The organism is Neobacillus vireti, assembly GCF_036962465.1.
GTDB classification, from domain to species: Bacteria; Bacillota; Bacilli; order Bacillales; family Cytobacillaceae; genus Neobacillus; species Neobacillus vireti_B.
On the sequence record NZ_JBALNF010000030.1, the window covers coordinates 70,625 to 91,302 of the forward strand.

Genomic DNA, 20,678 nt, shown 5'->3' on the forward strand with positions numbered 1-20,678 from the left:
AACGATATTATTTCTTTGCAGATTGTTTTTCTTGTTGAATGGCTGCATCTAAAAGTTTTTGCATTTTTGGCTGTTCTTCTTTTACATACTGAGCAGCTGTTTTCTTGCCATCAAGTACAGGTTGAATGTTTTTGAAGAATTCATCATACCACTCACTAGTATAAGTGAACTCACCTGGGAAGCTGCGGCCATAATCATTAATAATATCTAAGAATTCTTGCTTGTTTGCTGGTTTAATAGAAGTATTTGCTGCCCACTCTTCAGCAACTTTCACGCTGTTTGGAAGCTGGATTTGAGCATCAACTAGTGCTTTTTGTCCTTCTTGGTCAGCTGATAGATAGGTCGCTAATTCAGCAGCTGCTTTAGGGTTCTTAGTAGTAGCTCCTACACCAATACCAAGGGAACCGATCCATGCAGCTGTTTTTCCAGTTGAACCAGCTGGCCATGGAATTAAATCATAATCAAATGGTAGTGAAGCATATGTTGCCATATCCCAAGGACCAACAGGGAAGAATGCTAATTGACCTTTCATCCATCTTTGGTATGTGTCAAGAGTTTGTGCTTCCGAGATAGATGGAGTAACTTTGTATTTGTTTTGCTGATCAGCAAACCATTGTAATGCTTCAACAAATTTAGGATCATCGATAGTGACCTTTGTATGTGTTTTGTCGATAAAATCAGCACCATTACTCCATACGATTGGCTGTAATGACCATTGTACGTTGAATCCTGTACCGAATTGATCAATTTTACCGTCACCATTTGTATCTTTGGTTAATTGTTTTGCAACATTGATGAATTCATCTAATGTATACGGCTTATCTTTGTCAGGTAGTGGAACCCCTGCTTTTTCAAACATTGTTTTATTATAGCCTAGTGCAAATCCACTGATATCTTTTGGTAAACCGTAAATTGCACCTTGACCAAGTTCTTTACCATCGTAACGGTATTTGTTTACACCTTTCTCCCACATATCACTCAACTTAACATCTTTTGAACCTTCAACATACTTTGTCATATCTAGTAAGATACCAGAGTTTACATATGCTTTAACTTGGGCTGGGTTATAGAAGAAAACGTCCGGAATTTTATGTCCTGCAATTGCAGCTTTTAGCTTTGTATCGTATTGGTCAGGAGCAACAGATACAACTGTAACCTTTACATTAGGATGAGACTCTTCATATTTTTTAACGGTATTCTTATAAGCTTCTAGCTCTTTAGGCTGACCGCGGAACATAAAAGTAAGCTGCGTTTTACCGCCTTCTTTACCACTACTAGCTTGATTCCCACAACCTGCAAGGATTGAGCCAACTACTAAAATCGCAAGCAGTAACAATGCGCTGATTTTTTTAGATGCTTTAAACAAGTAAATCCCTCCAATAAAATTGTTTTTATGAATTGTGTAAAAATTAAAACCATTGGAAGCGTAATCACTTTTCAATACAATTAAAGTGTTAATGTTAGTAAACTAGTTAACTCTTTAACCAAGATGTACGGACATGTAAAAGTGATTAGATTTGAATCCCTCCTAAAAAGCCTCATTTCACAGGAATGATCTGTCTTAGTATGGTATTTTAGAAGATTTTTGTCTCGATTTTTGTAGAAGTTTGAAAGCGTATTCCTTATATTTCAAATAGTAATATACCTGTTCGTACATGTCAACCACTTTTATATAAATTTTATTTTTGTACGTACGTGTTAATTTGGTCATAAGTTATGGCTTTCGTATATGATTATTTTCTTTGGTCATTCAGTACGTTTGCTGACATTTTAACCTTCCTATTCCCTTTTACAGTTGATTTATACATTTTTTAAGTTTATTTATTTTTCAATTTTTATTCTATAAAGGATTTAATTAAATTATTTCATAGTCATTTTTACTTTTTTTTGTTACGATAATAATATATATTTGTTGTACGTATAAGTTGAAAAACTTTCATACAAGTTGAAAGAGGTGATACCAATGGCTCAGAAGACCAAATATAATATGGTAAAGGAAAAAATAACGGAATGGATCACAAGCGGGACAGTTCAGCCCGGTGAAAAGATTTATTCCGAAAATGAACTGGTTAAAATGTTTGGGGTAAGCAGACATACGGTGCGTCAAGCCGTTGGGGATTTAGTTCATGAAGGCTGGCTTTATCGTGAACAAGGAGCAGGTACATTTTGTTCTAATAAAATGCTGCAAAAAAGTGTTGGACCTGAAACTCATTCTCCGATTCAAAGTTTAACTACAAATGGAAAGAATATTGGCGTTATTACTACCTATATCTCTGATTATATTTTCCCTTCGATTATCAAAGGAATTGAATCTTATTTAACTGCACAAGGTTACTCGCTAACGTTTGCATGTACAGATAACGATGTGGAAAAAGAAAAACAGTGTTTGCAAACGATGTTAAGCAGGAATATTGATGGTCTCATTGTCGAACCTACTAAAAGCAGTAATTACAACCCAAACATTAATTACTACTTAGAACTTGAGCAAAATAATATTCCCTATCTGATGATTAACCAGTTTTACTCTCAGCTTATGCCTCCACATATTATTATGAATGATGAACACGGGGGGTTTATTGCCACTGAACACTTAATCAGTCTTGGTCACGAGAAAATAATTGGCCTATTCAAAACCGATGACTTGCAGGGAGTCAATCGAATGCAGGGGTTTATCCGTGCCTTTAGAGAGCATAACCTCCCGTTTTTTCCGGATATGGTGATTACTTATACAACAGAAGAACGGGATAGTAATTTAGTGGAGCAATTACAGAAGTTTTTTATGACAGACAAGAAGCCAACTGCTATTGTTTGTTATAATGACCAGTTAGCATTGCAGGTACTCTTTATGTTAAGAGGTCTTGGCTTAAATGTTCCTGAAGATGTTTCAATTGTCGGCTATGACGATTCCTCTTTAGCTGAGGCAACAGACGTAAAACTAACTTCGGTTACACATCCAAAAATGGATATGGGGATTGAAGCAGCTAAATGGATTGTTTCTGCTGTTGAAAAAAAAGGCAGCACTCCCCATTCAACGGTCTATGAACCGGAACTTATGATCCGGAACTCAACGGCAGCATTGGATAAAAACTTATCGATAACCTAACAGCTAATAGAACAAGCAGGGAGTCCCTAAACTTTCGGGGACTCCCTGCTTGTTTTAAATTAGCTTAATTAGAACGGAACCATGGGGAGGAATTGTCTGCTTTATTCTATCCGTCATTTCTCCAAGCTCTTTTTGCTCCCACAAATCCCTTGCTCTTACTTTAGACGGCAGTCCCAACTGCTCGAAAGAGACTTCAACGTCTGCCGTTTCATCTGTAGCATTAAACAAAGCAGCATACGTATGCTGATCCTGATCTTTTGCCTTCCAGACCATTTTGTCACCCTTACGGTAGACAAGGCGATTGCTATGACTATGTTGATTTAACTCGAGTACTTCTTTATTTGTCAGCAAAGATAGTGTCCACTCATCATTATCTCGAAGTTCACCGCCAAACATAAGCGAGGAACGACAAATCGACCAAAGTGTCATCATCGTTATTTGCTCATCTTTTGTGAATCGGGTCCAACGGTCTGCACCGCCTCCATCAACAGAACGGATTCCAATATGGCCTAAAGGAAGCATATCACAATCCGGCCAATGCCCACTTCCTGAATGTACAATCCATTTTTCACACCGTTCAAACATACCGTATAACAAACTCCAATGATCCCAAAAATCATCGGTCATCCTCCACATGTTGGCGTTGGCTATTAGTTCCCGGGCATATTCTAATGGAGCTGGACCGGGGGAAAGGCTGAGCACCATATCTCTCCCACAATGATCGATTGCGCGGCGAATCAGTTTAATTTCATCTAAGTGTGTATCGTACAGCCTTGATGCTGCAATATCATCCACTTTGACAAAATCTACACCCCATTCGGCGTACATTTGAAACAAGGAATCATAATATTCCTGGGCTCCCTGTTTGGATGCGTCTACCCCGTACATATCAGTATTCCATGGACAAATTGAATTAGGATGAGCGATATCTCTTGCTCTTGCCTTTGTCCCTAATATTGGGGTATTCGCATGGACAGCTTGGCGTGGGATTCCACGCATAATGTGAATGCCAAATTTTAGCCCGAGATTATGGACATATTCAGCAAGATTCTTAAATCCATTGCCATCAACGGCAGAAGGAAAGCGGTTGACAGCCGGTATTAGCCTTGAGTGTTGATCCATTTCAAGTGGTACAAACGGACGATAAACAGAGGAATGCGCACCGGGTTCATACCATTGGATATCTACAACTACATACTCCCAGCCATATGATTTCAAATGCTCTGCCATATAAGCAGCATTCCCTTTAACTTCTTCTTCTCTAACAGCTGCTCCATAGCAATCCCAGCTATTCCAGCCTAATGGTGGAGTTGTTGCAAATGTATGGTGTTTCATTATACAAGTCCCCTTCTTCTATTAGATTTTCAAAAAAGTTGTACGGTCCACTTCCACATTAACATGTTTTCATATAAAATTAAATAATAGAAAGGAAGATTTATATTAAAACCAAATTCGATAATGGTCTGTTAAGAAAGCCAATTGAATATCACTTCTTTTATAAATATAGCTATGCTATTTCTATTTCTATTTCTATTTCTATTTCTATTTCTATGGTACTCTAAAAAATGAAAGGATTTTGGTGAAACTAATGTTGCGATATGACGGTAAATTCTTCCGTATCCTTGAAGTAGTTACAGCGTTTTTTCAGTTGAATTTTCTATGGTTGTTACTTTGTTTACCTGTAATTACTATTTTTCCTGCTACGGTTGCTATGTATTGTGTTACCAGACAATGGATTTTGCATAAGGACTATAGTGTTTTTCGGCCATTTATTCATTACTTTAAGGAAAATTTCAAACAAAGTTTCGGTTTGGGATTGATCTGGCTCGCATTTAGTGGTTTGTTTTTTGTTGATTTTCTCTTAATGAAAAATCTAGGATCTTTTCAGTATATTTTGTTACCAATCCTATCAATAATGGGTATCTTGCTTCTATTTACTTCAATTTTTATCTTTCCTGCTATCGCTAATTTTAATTTGAGTTGGTTGAATGCAATTAAAAATTCTTTATTTTTTTCCATTAGGTATCTAGTAACTACACTAGCAGCCATCCTTTATATTGGATTATTGGCGCTTATTCTATTTACATGGCCAATTACCTTTTTATTTATTTTTAGTCTCGGTGCCTATAGTATTTACTTTTTATGTAATCGGGTATTTATTAAAATTCAACGTGCTAATCCTTCCTGAAACTTGTATGGACAAGTCGCAAAAAATTAAGCGCCCAGCCACTAGTAATGTAAACTAGTGGCTGGGCGCTCCTAATTAATGTGCAATTCTTCCACGGTCCCAATGGGCACACCTGATATTGTTAATTTAGATCCATATAATGCTTGGTCATAAAAACACCGTGCAGGAATAAAAAATTATAAAGTATACCCGAATCCCAAAATGGTAAAACATTTTTCTTCATTATTTGAAGCCATCTTGATTTCTACCTGGTGTTCCCCGCAGACATCCTCATGATACAAGATTACAGCATTGCAATGAGTCCAGTTAACTTCATGAGGGTCAGCAGTTTTTATATGCTGACCATCTACATAAATATCAGCTGTTCCAAACTCACTGCTTCCTGAATCCTTATAAACAAGAATGAGGCTTCTACTATTTAGCGTCATTTTGAAACTTTCATTTTCCGTTGAAGTTGAATTCATCCAGTTATTTGGAAATTGAGGAGTAACGAAAGTGTTAGCATCCATCTCTACCATCTGCAAATCTTCATCTGTTTCCCAAAAACTGCCCACCTTTATCCTTGCATCTATTGGATTCTCTTTCCTATCAAGTAACTGAACATCCTTAAAACAATTACCAATAACCGGCGATATATCTATTTTTACATCATCTCTATCTCTAAAGGATTTCTTCGTTTCAGAAAATAGATAAGAAAGGCAATCTGCCATTATAGTATGACCGTCATTTGTTGGATGATAGATATCGTAAAAAAATTGCCGCTTGGTTATGATGTTTCCCTGTTCCTTTGTAAGTCTAAACTGCTCTACCACTGCATCCTTTACACTTACCATTGGGAGATCATAGTGCTTTCCTACGGGAGAAAGCCTATCCTGCAGATTCCAGTCATCTACAAACACACTGAATAATAAAATAACAGCTGGTTTGTTTTCCGAAGAAAGTATTTTTAAACATAGGCTCTCATAACAAATTCCCTTTGTTTCGTCTCCTGCATCATTTACCGCAAACTCAACAATTACGATATCCGGCTCTACTTTTCCATTCCTTAAAATATCCCGTTCATAGCGAATCATGCCGAGCTCAGATGGTGTACCTCCTACTCCGGCCTTCACGAAATGGACATTCTTTCCCTCATCTTTTCCAGACATTTCTCTAAATTTCAAGTATGATTGATAGGCATAACAATGAGAATGGATTGGTTTTGCTCCAGCACCTTGAGTAATGGAACCCCCTATATAGGCGATAGTAACATCTTCGCCTCTTTCTGCCTTTTCAATTGCAGCTTTTAACCTTTTATTGTTTCCTTTGCTTAAAAGGGATTTTCTAATCATGGACTGGTATCCTTTTGAGCCGAATGCGACCGGCGGTTCTAACGGTATCCAAGGTACCTTATAGGCATCATGCAGATAGAATTTAACGCTTGCTGTTGCTAGTTCACCTGGATGTTCAAATTCAAAAGCAAATTTACCTAGAACATCATCATCTTGGGACCATTGGTATTCCTCAAGGTCTATAATTATCTCGGTTCCATCTGTTGGACATGGCATTCTTAGTAGTGATCCAGTATCATAATTTTTCCCTTTTCCATAGTTCTGTAATACAAAATAGATTTTTCCTGCATTTTCATTTCCTGTTTTTATTACTACCCCTATACTGTGAACCAGCTTATGAAATCCCTTGCAATCTTTAAGGAGAGTCAATATTTCCTCATCTTTCACGCCGCCAACAAGTCTTGCGATACTTTTCAATTGTTCTCCTTCTAAATAGATTTCCTGTGAGGGCTTGCCTTGATTACGGGGAGTTGCCTCAATCACACTCTCAAACATAACGAAAAAGCTATCCCGTTTTACCACTTGATCTTTTGGTGCCTTGAAAGCTCCTGCTCTTTTATCATCTTTTAAAAATTTTCTTTTATCAGTCACTGTTCCTTTCTCTCCTATATATCATCTATTTTTTTATGCTAGAACCCTACAGTCCGTTCAATGAGCCTCTTTGATAATGGAAATAAGCTATATCTACATATCCTCCGATTTGCGCAGTAGCATAATTAAATAAGCCAATCCGGTAACCCATGAAATGATCTAATGTATACTTCATGTTTAATGGGCCGCCAATTTTACTCCAGTTTTCTCCGTCTTCAGAATAGAAAAACTCGGCTAGATCCACACTATCCTCAAAATTCAACTCGACTTTTAAATAAATCTGATTGCTATAAAACGGTGTCTTTTCAACTACTTCCTCATGGCCATCACCTCGATTTACACACATTGTGACGAATTTATCTCCGTTCACTTCCGCCTTCATCCCCACAGTCCCAAAGCAATTCTGGAGAGCAACCAATCCTGCAAAGTCACCAGGCTTCATATTGGAAATATCCATCATCGTGATTCCTGTACAGCCAGGTCCTTCCGTTCTTTGTGTTAATGTATTACGTGCATACAAAATACTGTTAGTTAAATGGCCGGTTTCCAAGCGCAGATAGCCTGGTCGTTTCGTGAATGACCATAGATTATGATCCGGATTATGATTCCACTGCCAATTCAAGGCCAATTTATTTTCTGTATAGTCAAACTCATCGTTAATTACTAACGGCTTTTTGGAAGAAGCAGGCAAGTTTATTTCCAATTCTCTTGGTGCCTTACCGTCAATCCCCATCAGGGGCCATCCATCCTTCCAAGTGACAGGCAGTATATAGGGGATTCTGCCAACGGCATCATGATCTTGAAACAACATGGCAAACCACTCACGTTCTGGTGTATCAAAAATAGCCCCTTGTGCAATTCCATGATTATGATAATCCATGTCATCATCAAAAATCACTTTACGCTCATACTGACCCAAAAGATGGCTTGAGCGATAACATATTTGCCTTCTGCGCATATTTCCGACTTTTGGCCATTCGATAAATAATAAATAATATTGCCCGTCTATCTTATACGCATGGCATCCTTCGCATCGTAAACCAATATCTTCATTATCGGTTACGAGCAATGATTGATTTATGCCTCCCGGTTTTATTGCAGTTGCGTCTTCTGCCAATTCTGTAATACGAATGTCACCATTGCCATAAATCACAAACACCCTATTTTCATCAAAAAGTAGTGCGGGATCATGGTAAACCCCTTCAAAAGATGAACGAGTCCATTGTCCACCCTCTATATCATTCGTTTGATAAATATAAAATCGATTCATATCGTTACTTGAAAAACAAACATAGAACGTTTCATGATGATATCGTAAACTTGCAGCCCACGAACCTTTTCCGTAAATTCCTTTTCCATCCTTCAAATTGTGAGCATCATTGTCTTCCAAAATGTCAAATACATATCCGATAATGTCCCAATCTGCCAAATTCTCTGACTTCATGATAGGGCATCCTGGCATGGTATGCATGCTCGTACTTATCATATAATAAACTGTCCCGACTCTTATCACATCAGGATCCGGGACATCTGCCCATATAATGGGATTGGTTAAATTAGTTTTACTCATAATTCTATAATCCCACCTTTTTATCACTACTTCCTTGCCTATCAGGTTCATATATTGATTAGACTAAGTTTTATATTTATACCTACTTTCTGTAAAAAAAAAGCTGATTCTTGTATTCAATCAGCTTCCTTTTTATATCTTAATGAAATTATGATAATTCTAGTACTCTAGAATATTTTTATTTATCCTTTTACAGATCCAGCTGCAATACCTTCCACAATTCGATCACTAAGAACGAAGAAAGCAATTAATACTGGAATAATACTAATCATTAAAGTCGCACCAATCGCGCCCCAATCTGTTAAATACTGTCCGACAAAGTTATTAACCCCAACTGTGATGGTTTTCCATTTATCAGAACTTAAGAACGTATTAACGAACACGAATTCATTCCAGTTGTATATCATGTTAATGATCACCGTTGTTGAAAGTACTGGTACAGTCATTGGCAGTGTAATTTGAAAAAAGATACGATGAATGGAACAGCCATCAATTACTGCCGCTTCTTCTACCTCTCTTGGAAGAGATTTGTAAAACCCGCTTAAAATCATGATCGTGATGGGTAAGTTGAAAGCTACATACGATAATATGACTGAAATAGGATTATCGATTAAATGGACTGATTTAAAGGTATTAAATAACGGAATCAATGTTGAGTGAAGTGGAATCATATATCCCGCCATAAACAACCCTAGAACTAACCCGCTAAGTTTCCATTGCATTCTTGTAATCGCAAATGTCACAAAGCTAGCTAGAATAACAGTTAGAACAACCGCTATAACAGTGTAAATCACACTATTTAAAAAGTAAGCATCAATATGCCCAGCAGTCCAAGCCTTCAGATAGTTGCCCCATTGTGGATGTTGAGGCAATGAGAATGGGGACATACCAAAGACCTCTTGATTAGTTTTTAAGGAAAAAAGGAATAACCATATAAGTGGGTAAATCTGGATAATAGCAATGATTCCTAGAATAAAATAGAGAATTCCGTAGCCAATTTTTTTCCCAAATGTATTACTAGTTTTATATGAAGCGGATAGGGTCGAATGTGTTTGTTTTTCATATGCAACTTTGCTCATCTTATTCACTCCCCTTCTTTAATAATCTACATCTTTAGTAGATAGTAGTTTTTGAATTAACCAGGTCATCAGCATACAGATAACAAGTAAACCGAACCCAATAGCACTTCCATAACCAAAATTATATTTTGTGAATGCTTCTGTATACATATAGGATGCCATAACCTCACTCGCATGGTTAGGGCCGCCGCCAGTCAAGACGAAAATTAAATCAAAATACTTTAATGAACCAACGATGGCTAATATGACCATTACCTTGATGACTCCTGCGATTAGAGGAACTTTAATCTTATAAGCGATTTGAAAAGCTGTGGCTCCATCAATTTTCGCAGCTTCAATCAGTTCTTCAGGAACATTCTTTAATGCCGCATAGAAAATAATGATATAAAAACCAGCATATTGCCAAACAATTGGGATAAAAAGGGCATATAATACGATGTTTGAATCTGCCAACCAAAGAGGTGGATTTTCAACACCAAATGTCATTAACAATCTGTTGATCATTCCGTTAGATGGGTCAAATATCTTCGCCCATAACTGTGCTATGGCAACAGAAGATAACAACATGGGGATTAAGTAAATTTTCCTTAAAAAGTTAGCTCCCTTAATCTTACTCGCTAAAATTAACGATAAAATCAAGTAACCAATCAAGCTGATTGTGGAGAAAATACCGAGTAATAAGGAATGCCATGTACTTTGCCAAAACATTTTGTCATGAATTAGATTTTTGTAGTTCTCTAAACCTATAAACTTCATCTTCCCGATGCCGTTCCAGTCCATTAAACCATAATAACCTGTTTGAACGATTGGGATATAAATCAATATAAGAATAAGTAGTAAGGCAGGAAGTACGTAGAGGCTTATGGCTAACTTGTTTGACATTACGTTTTTCATTTTTCTATACTCCCTTCTAATTAAAAACGTAAGCGCCTTGGGTAGGGGCGACAGGCTTAATTCGAGCCTCCTTGAAGGATTGAATTAAGCCTGTCGCTCCTAAGCGCTGAAGCTGAATAGTCTAAATTAGATAGAGGGCATAGTTTGTATGCCCTCTATCTTTAAGTGAATGAATTACGCTTAATTACTTTTGTTCTTTAGCAAGAGCATCTGCCTGTTGTTTAGCAAAGTCTTTCGGCGTAATTTGTTTTCCGAATAGAGCTGTCATTAAATCATGGTGTAATTCGGATACAGCCGGGCTGGATTGAGTATCAAAATAAGTCGTAACGTTTGATGCTTCACTCAAATCCTTCAAGATATCAATGTACATTGGAGAAAGTTTCAAACTAGATGTGTCTACTTTTGTTGCAGGAATAACACCAGCATCAGTAACTGATTTTTTACCCCATTCTTTCACTAAGAATCCAACAAAATCTTTGGCTTCTTTCTTCACTTTAGAATCTTTCGCTACGAATAAACCAACGCCAGGGCCGCCTACATAACTGTTAATGTCTGTACCTTTACCGCCTTCATAAGTTGGGAATTTAAAGTAGCCAATCTTATCTTTAAACTCTTGTTTAACATCAGGGCTTGTTGTATAGTTTGGCAACTCCCAAGTAGCGGTTAAGAACATCGCTGCTTTTTCATTCATAAAGTAACCTTTTGCATCTTCATTAGATAAAGCGCTGGCACCTTTTTCAAAGCCACCCATATCTACTAAGTTTTGAACTTCTTGCGCTGCTTTTACAACAGCAGGGTCTGTCATTTTTGCTTTTCCATGAATTACATCTGTTAAAATCTTAGGTCCACCGATACGATCTGCTAGATACATAAACCAGAAGGATGCTGGCCAGCCATCTTTAGCGCCTACAGTCGCAGGAGTAACTCCATTTTTTGCTAATGTTTTAACAACATTTTTATATTCTTCAAAAGTCTTAGGAACTTCAAGGTTATATTTCTTGAAAATTTCTTTGTTGTAGAAAACATATGAAATGTTTAATTCTAATGGTAAACCATAAGTTTTACCATTAACCGCATATGATTCTTTTACACCAGGGATAAAAGCATCCTTAAGAGCTGGATCTCCATTAACGATATCGTCTAATGGTTCTAACATGTCACCTTGTACATAAGGCTGAATGAATCCATCTGACCATGTCATCCCAATGTCTGGTAATTCATTGGATGATGCTAAAACTTTAAGCTTGTCTCTGTATTGATCAGGGCTTAGAATCTCTGTTTCAATTTTTACATCTTTATGCTGTTTTTCATAATCAGCAATGATATTTTTTACGATTGAAAACTGTGCATTTGAACTGCCTTCCGGCCATAAATGCATAAATTTAATTACTTTCTTGCCACTGCTCGAAGCGCTTTCTTTACTAGATGAGCTTGATGAAGAACAGCCAGCAAGTGCTAAGGCAGCAAGCATTACCAAGGACATCAAGACTGAAATCGTTTTCTTTTTAAACAATTGTTATTCCCCCTATGACCTTTTATTGTGTGTTTGTTTACATTTATAGAATATCATTCTGATAGTTTTGAAAATAGGTCACAACGATTAGGAAAAATACCACTTTTTTTAGAAAGCCCTTTCACAAGAAAAGCAGAAGCGCCTTGATCAGCCCCGACAAGCACAAGACAGGCCGGCCGAAAGGTTGTTTTTTAACCTTTTGGCCGGCTTGGCTTGTGACCTCGAGGGGCTAGGCGCTGGAGCTAGACAATAGGGAAAGCAGACCTTGAACAGGGGAGACAGGCATAAGAAGAGCCGGCGAGAAGGCTGTTTTTTAGCCTTCTTGACGGATTGGCCTATGCGCCCGAGCCCCTAGGCGCTGGAGCTGGACATTATAACCGTGTACACAAAAAACTCCCAGCAAAAATAACTGAGAGCCTGTAATACACAAATGAATAAAACTTTTTTATTTTTGTTCTTCAGCTAATGCGTCTGCTTGTTGTTTAATAAAATCTTTTGGGGTTACTTGTTTTCCGAATAAAGCCGTAAGTAAATCGTGGTGTAATTCGGATACAGCAGGGCTGGATTGAGTATCGAAATAAGTAGTAACATTGGATGCTTCGTTCAAATCCTTTAAAATATCCATGTACATTGGTGAAAGTTTCATATTGGATGTGTCCACTTTTGTTGCTGGGATGATACCTGCATCCGTAACTGATTTTTTGCCCCATTCTTTTACTAAAAATCCAACAAAATCTTTTGCTTCTTTTTTAACCTTTGAATCTTTCGCTACGAATAACCCTACACCGGGTCCTCCTACATAGCTGTTAATATCGGTCCCTTTGCCGCCTTCGTACAGCGGGAATTTGAAGTAGCCAATTTTATCTTTAAACTCTTGTGGTACATCAGGGCTTGTAGTGAATGCCGGCAATTGCCAAAGTCCAGTTAGAAACATGGCTGCTTTTTCATACATGAAGTAATCTACGGAATCTTCATATGATAATGTGCTTGCCTCTTTTACAAAACCGCCCATATTAACTAAATTTTGAACTTCTTGTGCTGCTTTTAGAAGTGCAGGGTCATCCATTTTTGCTTTTCCATGAATAACATCAGTTAAAATGGTTGGCCCGCCAATACGATCTGCTAGATACATAAACCAGAAGGATGCCGGCCATCCATCCTTTGCACCTACAGTAGCAGGGATCACCCCATTTTCCGCTAGTGTTTTTACGACTTTTTTATACTCTTCAAATGTTTTAGGTACTTCAAGATTATACTTCTTGAATATTTCTTTGTTATAAAAAACATACGATATGTTTAATTCTAAGGGTAATCCATAAGTCTTTTCATTAACGGCATACGATTCTTTAACACCAGGAATAAACGCATCTTTAAGATCTGTATCTCCATTAACAATATCGTCTAATGGCTCTAACAAGTCACCTTTTACGTATGGTTTAATAAATCCATCTGACCAAGTCATCCCAATGTCTGGTAATTCATTCGCTGTAGCTAAAACTTTAAGCTTGTCCCTATATTGATCAGAGTTAACAATTTCTGTTTCAATTTTTACATCAGGATGTTGTCTTTCGTAATCAGTAATGATATTTTTCAAGATTGAATACTGAGCATTGGAACTGCCTTCGGGCCATATATGCATGAAATGAATCACTTTCTTGCTGTCGTTCAAAGCCACTACATCACCAGACGAACTTGATGAAGAACAGCCAGCAGTTATTGCAGCAATCAAGACCAAGCATACCAATACTGAAATCATTTTCTTTTTAAACAATGGATATTCCTCCTATGACCTATTATTATCTTGAGTGTTTAGATTGATAGGTAAGTATTCAGATAGTTAGAAAATAGGTCTTAGGAAAGTGAAACAAAATTATTGGACAGCCTTTTCATTATAATTTTTACGATAGGCGCTAGGTGTTTCTCCTTCCATTTCCTTAAAAATCTTAATAAAATATTTAGCCGTTTTGTAACCTGATTCCTCTGCGATATCAGCAATCGGAAGATTAGTTGACATTAATAACTCCTTGGCGCGTTGGATTCTCCTTCTTGTTACATATTCACTGAAAGTCAGTTTAACATGATCCTTAAATAATACACTTAAATAACTTGGATTTAAGTGAACATGGTCTGCAACTTCCTTTTGGGAAAGTTCATTTTTCAAATGTTGATTAATATAATCGAGCGCTTCCCGGATTGGCAGCCGATTGGAAGGATTTTGGGTGTTTACATCAACAAGTTTAGTATCCACCACTTTTTCAATCATTCCTGCCCGTTCTTGTTTCTCCACAGCCTTCACGGCATCCTCCACTGCTTCAATTAGATTATTTTTGCTAATTGGTTTTAATAAATAGTTAATAACCCCGAGCCGAAGAGCCTCATGGGCATATTCGAATTCCGAATACGCAGAAATAACAATAATAACAGGTGACATATTTTGCTCTTTGATTACTTTTAAGAGCTCTAAACCAGTCATTTCCGGCATACGAATGTCTGTTAAGAGGATATCAATCTTTTGCTGACGCATAATTTCGATTGTTTCCTCCGCATTTGCAGCCGTTATTATTTGGTATTCCCCTTTTGCCCAGGTATCCAATGTCTTCTTAAGACCTTGCCGGGTTCTTGGTTCATCATCAACTATTAAAATCGTTCGTCTATACAACTTGGCTCTCCTCCATTTTCACGGGAATTTCAAAAGAAATCGTTGTACCTTTATTTACCTCACTTGAAATCGTTAATCCCCTTTTTAAATGAGCATGATAGTATAATAGAAGGCGTTTAAAAACATTGGATATCGCCATCCCATTTCCTTTTAAGGAGGGGCCTCCCCCTTCCTTCATGGAGTGTTTTACAATGTCTAACTTTTCCTGATTCATGCCAGGACCATCATCGTGTACAAGTATTTCGAGGTATTTAGAATCGGCTGAAGGTTGAATCGAGACCGTAACCGTACATGGCTTGACCGTATTTCCAGCCCCATGAAGGACCGCATTCTCCACCAAAGGCTGTATTAATAATTTTGGTATCTTAACCTCATTCCACTCTGAAGCAATATTCAATTTCCAATTTAACTGGTCGCCAAAACGCATTTTCATAATATCCAGATAATCTTCAATATGTTTGATTTCTTCCTTGATTGATACCCAATCACTATCGGACTGCTTGGTGATGGTATAACGAAATAAGTTAGACATCGCAATGACAAGGTCGGCAAGCTCCTCTTCTTCTTTATCATCCAGTGACCATCTGAGAGCGTCTAAGGTATTAAAAAGAAAATGTGGATTAATCTGTGCCTGCAGTGCCTTTAGTTCACTTTGACTGCGAATAATTTCTTTTTGATAAACCATTTTTATGAGATGATTGGTTTCTTTAACAAGTTGGTTATAGGTAATATTCAGTTCATTTATTTCATTAACAGATGGGACATAAGGATTCAAAGATAAAGAACCTTCACTTGCTTTTTGCATCGTCTTTGTCAGTTTAATAATAGGTCTTGTAATGATGGTTGATAGAAATAATGAACTGATAAAAAAGATAAAAAGCCCTATGATTCCTGAAAAAATAATCCCCATTCTCAAGACATTAATCCCTTTGGTAAGCGCTTTAACAGGGGTTAAAATAATAAGCGTCCATCCGGTATTTTTCGAAGCTTGTTTTGTAACCATATAATCTTTATGGTTTAGTGAAATAATTGATTTATCATTGTTTATAATCGGGGCAGGCGAACCAGTATAGTTTGACAAAATCGGCTTTAAATTTTTGTCTAGTAATATAGAATATTGATTAATACTATTATTGTCTTGGTTTGCAAATTGAAAATAGCTATGATAAACCCTAATAAGGAGATAACCACCCTTCCCATAGTCATTCCCCATGAGATTCACTTGTCTAAGGGCTAAAATATAATCAGAATTGAGAGGGTCTTCTCCTATCCAAACTAAACGGCCCTTTGCTTCCTCGGCCTGCGTGATCCACCGCTTGCCAATGCGGACAGCTAACTTAGAGTCATCATTTGGTAACAAGCGATTCTGATCTTTCGTAAAAATCTCGAATGAGAAAATACCTTCCGTATTAGCTTGAATGGTATTAACCGTTCCTTTTGCTTCTTGAAGATCAGAAAAACTTACTTTTCTGTCTAAATATGCTTTTGATAGGATCCCTTGAATTTTATCATTCGTCATGACCAGTTTTGAGGCCGTATTCACTTGTTCATATAGTGATTCCAATCTTCCGTTTGCCTCTATGGCCGTTTGCTGTATTTGCTTTTCTCCATTATTGTTCAGCATATTGGAAACCTGATTAAAAGTTAAACTGCCAACGATTAATAAAACAATAGCCATGACAATTAAAAACACGACTAAAATTTGATTTCTCATTGTATTCCATCTCTGCAATTTTGAAAGCATTTGGCCACCTTCTACCAATATTCTTTTTTAGTATAATCATAACTTATTTTAGTATAAAAATAAGTGAAAACAGCAAAAAAAAGGACCAGAAAAATTTAGTAATTTTCCGACCCCTTTTTACTATAAATATACCTAGTCTAAGTTTAATAACTCACTTACGGTTAGAAGCTGATAACCTCCAGATTTAAGCTCGAAGACAAGCTTCTTAACCGCTTGTATCGTTTGAGAACGATCTCCATAGCCGTCATGAAAGATTAAAATACTGCCATTTCTCACACACTTTCTTGAGGCTGAAAGAATATGTTCTACTCCAGGCTGCTCCCAGTCTTGGGCCTCCATATTTAATGCCCCAATCATTGGATATCCCTTACCCTTTAAGATTGAAATCGTATCATTATTATAGTCTAAATAAGGAGGCCGGAAGACAAAGGGGGGTTGTCCGGTCAATTCTTGAATTATCTTCTCATTTCGTTCAATTTCCAATAAGCAGTCAGCAGGACTTAACTCCGATAATTTAGGATGGGAAAACGTATGATTGCCAATTTCATGTCCTTGTTCCGCCACTTGTCTTACTATATCAGGATTTTTTTCCATTTGTTCACCAATCATAAAAAATGTTGCTTTTCCTTCTGCCTTTGCAAAAATATCCAACACTTCCGGTGTATAACTCGGATTCGGACCATCATCGAACGTAATAGCAACTGCCTTTTGTGATGTAGAAACTTCGTTAATCATAGTTAACTCTGCCAATGGACTCACTCCTAGTATAAGTTTTATCAATCACAATTACACACTAAGGTAGCCCCTAGTTAAGGTCTGTACACTTGGGGCTAAGAGGTTTTTAATATGCTCCTCTAATATAACTCTTTACTTTTTCCTGATAAAAGTTTTGGAGTTTATGTTTTTCCTCTTCAGAAAATGACTTTGTTTCCATTGCTAATAGATTATCCTCGACTTGTTTTACATTTTTAAAGCCCGGAATAATGCAAGTAATCTCCTTGTGGTCCAAAATCCAGCGAAGGGCCGCACTTGCCATAGAATTCCGTCCCTCTGAAATCCATTTAAGCTGATCAGCTAATTCCACACCCTTTTGAAAGCCAAGCCCTGCAAACGTTTCTCCTACATTGAAGGCCTCTCCATTTTCATTAAAACGGCGATGGTCATCCGCTTCAAATTGATGATTATTTGTGAATTTCCCCGTAAGCAGTCCGCTTGCCAGTGGTAATCTAACGAGAAGCCCTACGCCTTTTTGATAGGCCTCGGGGATTAAATTCTCTAATGGTTTCTGCCGAAAGATATTAAAAATAATCTGAAGGCTTTTTACATTTGGGTTTTCCAAACAAATTAAGCCTTCTTCGACGGTTTCCACACTAACCCCGTATTGCTTAATTTTCCCTTCTTGCTTCAATCGATCAAGTACTTCAAATACACTGCCATCCCGCAATAATTCAGTTGCCGGGCAATGAATTTGATACAAATCGATTGCTTCCCGCTTCAAGCGGCGGAGACTGTCTTCACAATAAGCACTTACCTTTTCATAGCTGTAGTTATTGGGATCAAAGATATCTCCCTGCCGGCAAAACTTAGTTGCGATATGGATTTGATCCTCACGACCCTTTGTTGCTTTGGCCAATAGCTCTTCACTATGGCCGTCCCCATAAACATCGGCTGTATCAAAGAAGTTTACACCTTGTCCAATTGCATAATTCAATGATTTTAAGGCTTCTTCGTCGCTTGTCTTCCCCCATGAGCCGCCGATCGCCCAAGTTCCGAAGCTGACTTCACTGATCTTGATTCCTGTATTTCCTAATTCACGATAGTTCATTTCTTCATCTCCATTAAAAAATAATTAGTTTAAGCGCGGTCCCATTTAAACCCGATTTCCTGCAAGAATGCCCTAGCCAATATCATATGTCCTGCAGCGGATGGATGAACACGATCCCAGGCAATGGTCGCCGGGTAGAGCTCTTTTAATACTTCATTAAAAGCAGCTTGTGTATCTACAAATAAACTGCCAGTCTCTTCGGCAATTTTTTGAACGATTTGTCCATATTGGTCCATCGTTTTGCGCATCTGGTCCTGTTCATTGCTTTCCAAGTAAAATGGAGTCATCAGGACAAGACCCTTTGTGAGCGGCTTCGTTTCTGTCACAAGCTTACGCAGTGTTTCCTCGTATTCGTCAGCATAGACATGCCATTCTTTAATAAAAGGCGTATCATACTGCCGCCAAACATCGTTGATACCGATCATAATCGATAACCAGTCGGGTTTTTGATCAAGGACATCCTCCTGCCATCTGTTCTTTAAATCACGAACGGTATTCCCACTGATTCCTTTGTTCACCACCCGAATGCCCAATTCCGGATAAACGGCCTGCAGAAGTGCATCCACCTTTGCCACATATCCTTTCCCTAAGGCACCAAATAACCCTTCTCCTTCAGGGTTCGCTCTCTCACAATCCGTTACAGAATCACCAATAAATAATAGTTTCTGAGCTGCTTCAAGCCTCATTCATTTTTCCTCCATATCAATTAACATGACACACACCAAAATAATTCATGCGAATAATACCTACCCTAAATCACTTTTTAACTAATTTTTAGCAAGCTCTTACCTTGAGGTAATCCAATTGATACAACTTCCCAAAATGTTCAAAAATTCCTGACTCAACAGACCCTGTTTGGTATGAGCGGGTGTTAAACAACATACCCTTCCCGCTCCAAAAGAATGTGACCAACCCGCTACAGCTTGACCATCAATGGATTCCGATTGTAAAAAGACATGGGTATTAGCCTCATCACACTGGACGAAATAATGTTCATCCGAAAATTCAAAGTAAGATGGACCAGGAAGGAATGAATCTTTTTCTACAGTAGAATACTTTACGATCTGATGCTTTTCTGGATGATGAAGAAATAAGCCTCTTAACATCTTGGTGTAGCCGCTTTCAGAAGAATAGGATGCTAAACCAGAGTGCCAAGCCAACCATCCTCCGCCATTCGATACATATCTAGTAATCTCTGTAGCAAGATCCTCTGTCATCCAATCCTTTACGATTTCATCCGTCGGGTTTAAGCGATTCTCTTTAAAAAGAATGACCCCATCTGGCTGATTTAAAAGCTCATCTTTTAATGTTTCATAGGAACCAAAAATGAGTTGAACATCTTCACCTCCCAAATTGGTTCGAACCGCCTCCTCAAGCGACTCTTTAGCCCAGTCTGCCGGGTGATAATAATCTCCTAAAATTGCCAGCAATTTTACCATTCGCTATCCCTCACAAATTTTGTTTAATTAAATTGGCATAGGGTTTCCTTTAAAATCAATGAACACATATTTACTTTCTATTGATGGTCTTTGTTCAATAAGCTCAAAAATTCCATTTGCTGTATCATCAGGATTTCCAGGGGCATTTATACCACCCATGTCTGTCTGGATCCATCCAGGATGAACAGCATAAACCTGAATGTTTTTCCCATTCACATGTTTACTCAATTGTTGAGAAAACATATTTAGGGCTGTTTTAGATGCAGCATAAGCATAATCTCCACCATAAGCATTTTCAATACTTCCCGCTTCAGAAGAAATATTGATAATCGATGAACTGTTGCCCAATAACAGTAAAGGGAGGAAATATTTAACAACTCTCATTGGACCAAATAGATTGATATCAAAGGATATTTGAACTTGCTCTAGATCTAAATCTTCTATTTGTTTATCTCGTCCCAATAGGATTCCAGCGTTATTAATAATCGCATCAATGGTTCCAAATTGCTCTTTGACAAAACTAGCAGCTTGTCTAACAGAATCTTCTTTTGTCACATCTAATGGAACAATGGTAATAGACTTTGAGAATTCAAGATCAGATAATTTTTCTCTTCCTTGTTCTGGATCCCTGACTCCTGCAATAATATGGTGTCCTTTTTCTGCCCCTAATTTAGCGAGCGAAAGCCCTAAGCCTCGATTGGCACCTGTAACCAAAATCCTCATATTCTATTCACCGTCCTGT

General features: G+C 37.7%; 17 protein-coding genes. 2 read left to right on the top strand and 15 right to left on the bottom strand.

The window, feature by feature from the left end; translation table 11 throughout:
* Positions 1-7: 7 nt before the first annotated feature.
* Positions 8-1,366, bottom strand: coding sequence for an ABC transporter substrate-binding protein (locus tag V7077_RS13345; protein WP_335502273.1), 1,359 nt, complete (start codon positions 1,364-1,366; stop codon positions 8-10).
* 597 nt (positions 1,367-1,963) lie between these two features.
* Between V7077_RS13345 and V7077_RS13350 the strand changes: the two genes are divergently transcribed.
* Positions 1,964-3,103 (top strand): GntR family transcriptional regulator, encoded by a 1,140-nt coding sequence (locus V7077_RS13350; RefSeq protein WP_335502275.1) that lies wholly within the window; start codon positions 1,964-1,966, stop codon positions 3,101-3,103.
* Positions 3,104-3,157: 54 nt separating this feature from the next.
* Here the strand turns inward: V7077_RS13350 and V7077_RS13355 are convergent, their stop codons facing one another.
* Positions 3,158-4,438: a glycoside hydrolase family 27 protein gene (locus V7077_RS13355; protein WP_335502277.1), complete on the bottom strand. Its 1,281-nt coding sequence runs from the start codon at positions 4,436-4,438 to the stop codon at positions 3,158-3,160.
* Between the two features lie 253 nt (positions 4,439-4,691).
* Here V7077_RS13355 and V7077_RS27725 point away from each other — a divergent pair, with 253 nt between their 5' ends.
* Positions 4,692-5,291 (top strand): YesL family protein, encoded by a 600-nt coding sequence (locus tag V7077_RS27725; protein WP_420489649.1) that lies wholly within the window; start codon positions 4,692-4,694, stop codon positions 5,289-5,291.
* 176 nt (positions 5,292-5,467) lie between these two features.
* Here V7077_RS27725 and V7077_RS13360 read toward each other — a convergent pair whose 3' ends face one another.
* The 13 genes from V7077_RS13360 to V7077_RS13420 all read right to left on the bottom strand — a co-directional run bounded on the left by V7077_RS13360 (position 5,468) and on the right by V7077_RS13420 (position 20,659).
* A complete protein-coding gene (locus tag V7077_RS13360; protein ID WP_335502279.1) occupies positions 5,468-7,213 on the bottom strand; it encodes an SGNH/GDSL hydrolase family protein in 1,746 nt (581 codons plus the stop codon).
* A 46-nt stretch (positions 7,214-7,259) separates the two neighbouring features.
* Positions 7,260-8,783, bottom strand: a complete 1,524-nt coding sequence (locus tag V7077_RS13365; protein ID WP_335502281.1) for a glycoside hydrolase family 43 protein — start codon at positions 8,781-8,783, stop codon at positions 7,260-7,262.
* A 182-nt stretch (positions 8,784-8,965) separates the two neighbouring features.
* Entirely contained in the window at positions 8,966-9,862 is an 897-nt protein-coding gene (locus tag V7077_RS13370) for a carbohydrate ABC transporter permease (RefSeq protein ID WP_335502284.1), read from the bottom strand.
* Between the two features lie 18 nt (positions 9,863-9,880).
* On the bottom strand, positions 9,881-10,756 hold the full coding sequence (locus tag V7077_RS13375) for a carbohydrate ABC transporter permease (protein ID WP_215044632.1): 876 nt from the start codon (positions 10,754-10,756) through the stop codon (positions 9,881-9,883).
* 184 nt (positions 10,757-10,940) lie between these two features.
* On the bottom strand, positions 10,941-12,239 hold the full coding sequence (locus tag V7077_RS13380) for an extracellular solute-binding protein (RefSeq protein ID WP_335502475.1): 1,299 nt from the start codon (positions 12,237-12,239) through the stop codon (positions 10,941-10,943).
* A 475-nt stretch (positions 12,240-12,714) separates the two neighbouring features.
* Positions 12,715-14,025 (bottom strand): extracellular solute-binding protein, encoded by a 1,311-nt coding sequence (locus tag V7077_RS13385; RefSeq protein ID WP_335502477.1) that lies wholly within the window; start codon positions 14,023-14,025, stop codon positions 12,715-12,717.
* Between the two features lie 114 nt (positions 14,026-14,139).
* The gene (locus V7077_RS13390; RefSeq protein WP_335502290.1) at positions 14,140-14,928 is read right to left on the bottom strand and encodes a response regulator transcription factor; all 789 of its coding nucleotides are present in this window, start codon (positions 14,926-14,928) and stop codon (positions 14,140-14,142) included.
* Positions 14,921-16,672: a sensor histidine kinase gene (locus V7077_RS13395; RefSeq protein WP_335502292.1), complete on the bottom strand. Its 1,752-nt coding sequence runs from the start codon at positions 16,670-16,672 to the stop codon at positions 14,921-14,923. The genes V7077_RS13390 and V7077_RS13395 overlap by 8 nt, the downstream gene beginning before the upstream one ends.
* Positions 16,673-16,804: 132 nt before the next feature.
* Complete coding sequence (locus tag V7077_RS13400) at positions 16,805-17,407, bottom strand: polysaccharide deacetylase family protein (protein ID WP_335502480.1); 603 nt, start codon at positions 17,405-17,407, stop codon at positions 16,805-16,807.
* 106 nt (positions 17,408-17,513) lie between these two features.
* Positions 17,514-18,497, bottom strand: coding sequence for an aldo/keto reductase (locus tag V7077_RS13405; protein ID WP_335502294.1), 984 nt, complete (start codon positions 18,495-18,497; stop codon positions 17,514-17,516).
* Positions 18,498-18,526: 29 nt separating this feature from the next.
* Positions 18,527-19,183: an SGNH/GDSL hydrolase family protein gene (locus tag V7077_RS13410; protein WP_335502296.1), complete on the bottom strand. Its 657-nt coding sequence runs from the start codon at positions 19,181-19,183 to the stop codon at positions 18,527-18,529.
* Between the two features lie 99 nt (positions 19,184-19,282).
* Positions 19,283-19,936, bottom strand: a complete 654-nt coding sequence (locus V7077_RS13415; protein WP_335502298.1) for a ThuA domain-containing protein — start codon at positions 19,934-19,936, stop codon at positions 19,283-19,285.
* 27 nt (positions 19,937-19,963) lie between these two features.
* Positions 19,964-20,659: an SDR family NAD(P)-dependent oxidoreductase gene (locus V7077_RS13420; protein WP_335502300.1), complete on the bottom strand. Its 696-nt coding sequence runs from the start codon at positions 20,657-20,659 to the stop codon at positions 19,964-19,966.
* Positions 20,660-20,678 lie beyond the last annotated feature (19 nt).

Bases quoted from the DNA above. Each gene is read 5' to 3' on its own strand.
- V7077_RS13350 (WP_335502275.1), top strand. From the start codon at position 1,964: ATGGCTCAGAAGACCAAATATAATATGGTAAAGGAAAAAATAACGGAA.
- V7077_RS13355 (WP_335502277.1), bottom strand. From the start codon at position 4,438: ATGAAACACCATACATTTGCAACAACTCCACCATTAGGCTGGAATAGC.
- V7077_RS27725 (WP_420489649.1), top strand. From the start codon at position 4,692: ATGTTGCGATATGACGGTAAATTCTTCCGTATCCTTGAAGTAGTTACA.
- V7077_RS13365 (WP_335502281.1), bottom strand. From the start codon at position 8,783: ATGAGTAAAACTAATTTAACCAATCCCATTATATGGGCAGATGTCCCG.
- V7077_RS13370 (WP_335502284.1), bottom strand. From the start codon at position 9,862: ATGAGCAAAGTTGCATATGAAAAACAAACACATTCGACCCTATCCGCT.
- V7077_RS13375 (WP_215044632.1), bottom strand. From the start codon at position 10,756: ATGAAAAACGTAATGTCAAACAAGTTAGCCATAAGCCTCTACGTACTT.
- V7077_RS13380 (WP_335502475.1), bottom strand. From the start codon at position 12,239: ATGTCCTTGGTAATGCTTGCTGCCTTAGCACTTGCTGGCTGTTCTTCA.
- V7077_RS13385 (WP_335502477.1), bottom strand. From the start codon at position 14,025: ATGATTTCAGTATTGGTATGCTTGGTCTTGATTGCTGCAATAACTGCT.
- V7077_RS13395 (WP_335502292.1), bottom strand. From the start codon at position 16,672: ATGCTTTCAAAATTGCAGAGATGGAATACAATGAGAAATCAAATTTTA.
- V7077_RS13400 (WP_335502480.1), bottom strand. From the start codon at position 17,407: ATGATTAACGAAGTTTCTACATCACAAAAGGCAGTTGCTATTACGTTC.
- V7077_RS13405 (WP_335502294.1), bottom strand. From the start codon at position 18,497: ATGAACTATCGTGAATTAGGAAATACAGGAATCAAGATCAGTGAAGTC.
- V7077_RS13410 (WP_335502296.1), bottom strand. From the start codon at position 19,183: ATGAGGCTTGAAGCAGCTCAGAAACTATTATTTATTGGTGATTCTGTA.
- V7077_RS13415 (WP_335502298.1), bottom strand. From the start codon at position 19,936: ATGGTAAAATTGCTGGCAATTTTAGGAGATTATTATCACCCGGCAGAC.
- V7077_RS13420 (WP_335502300.1), bottom strand. From the start codon at position 20,659: ATGAGGATTTTGGTTACAGGTGCCAATCGAGGCTTAGGGCTTTCGCTC.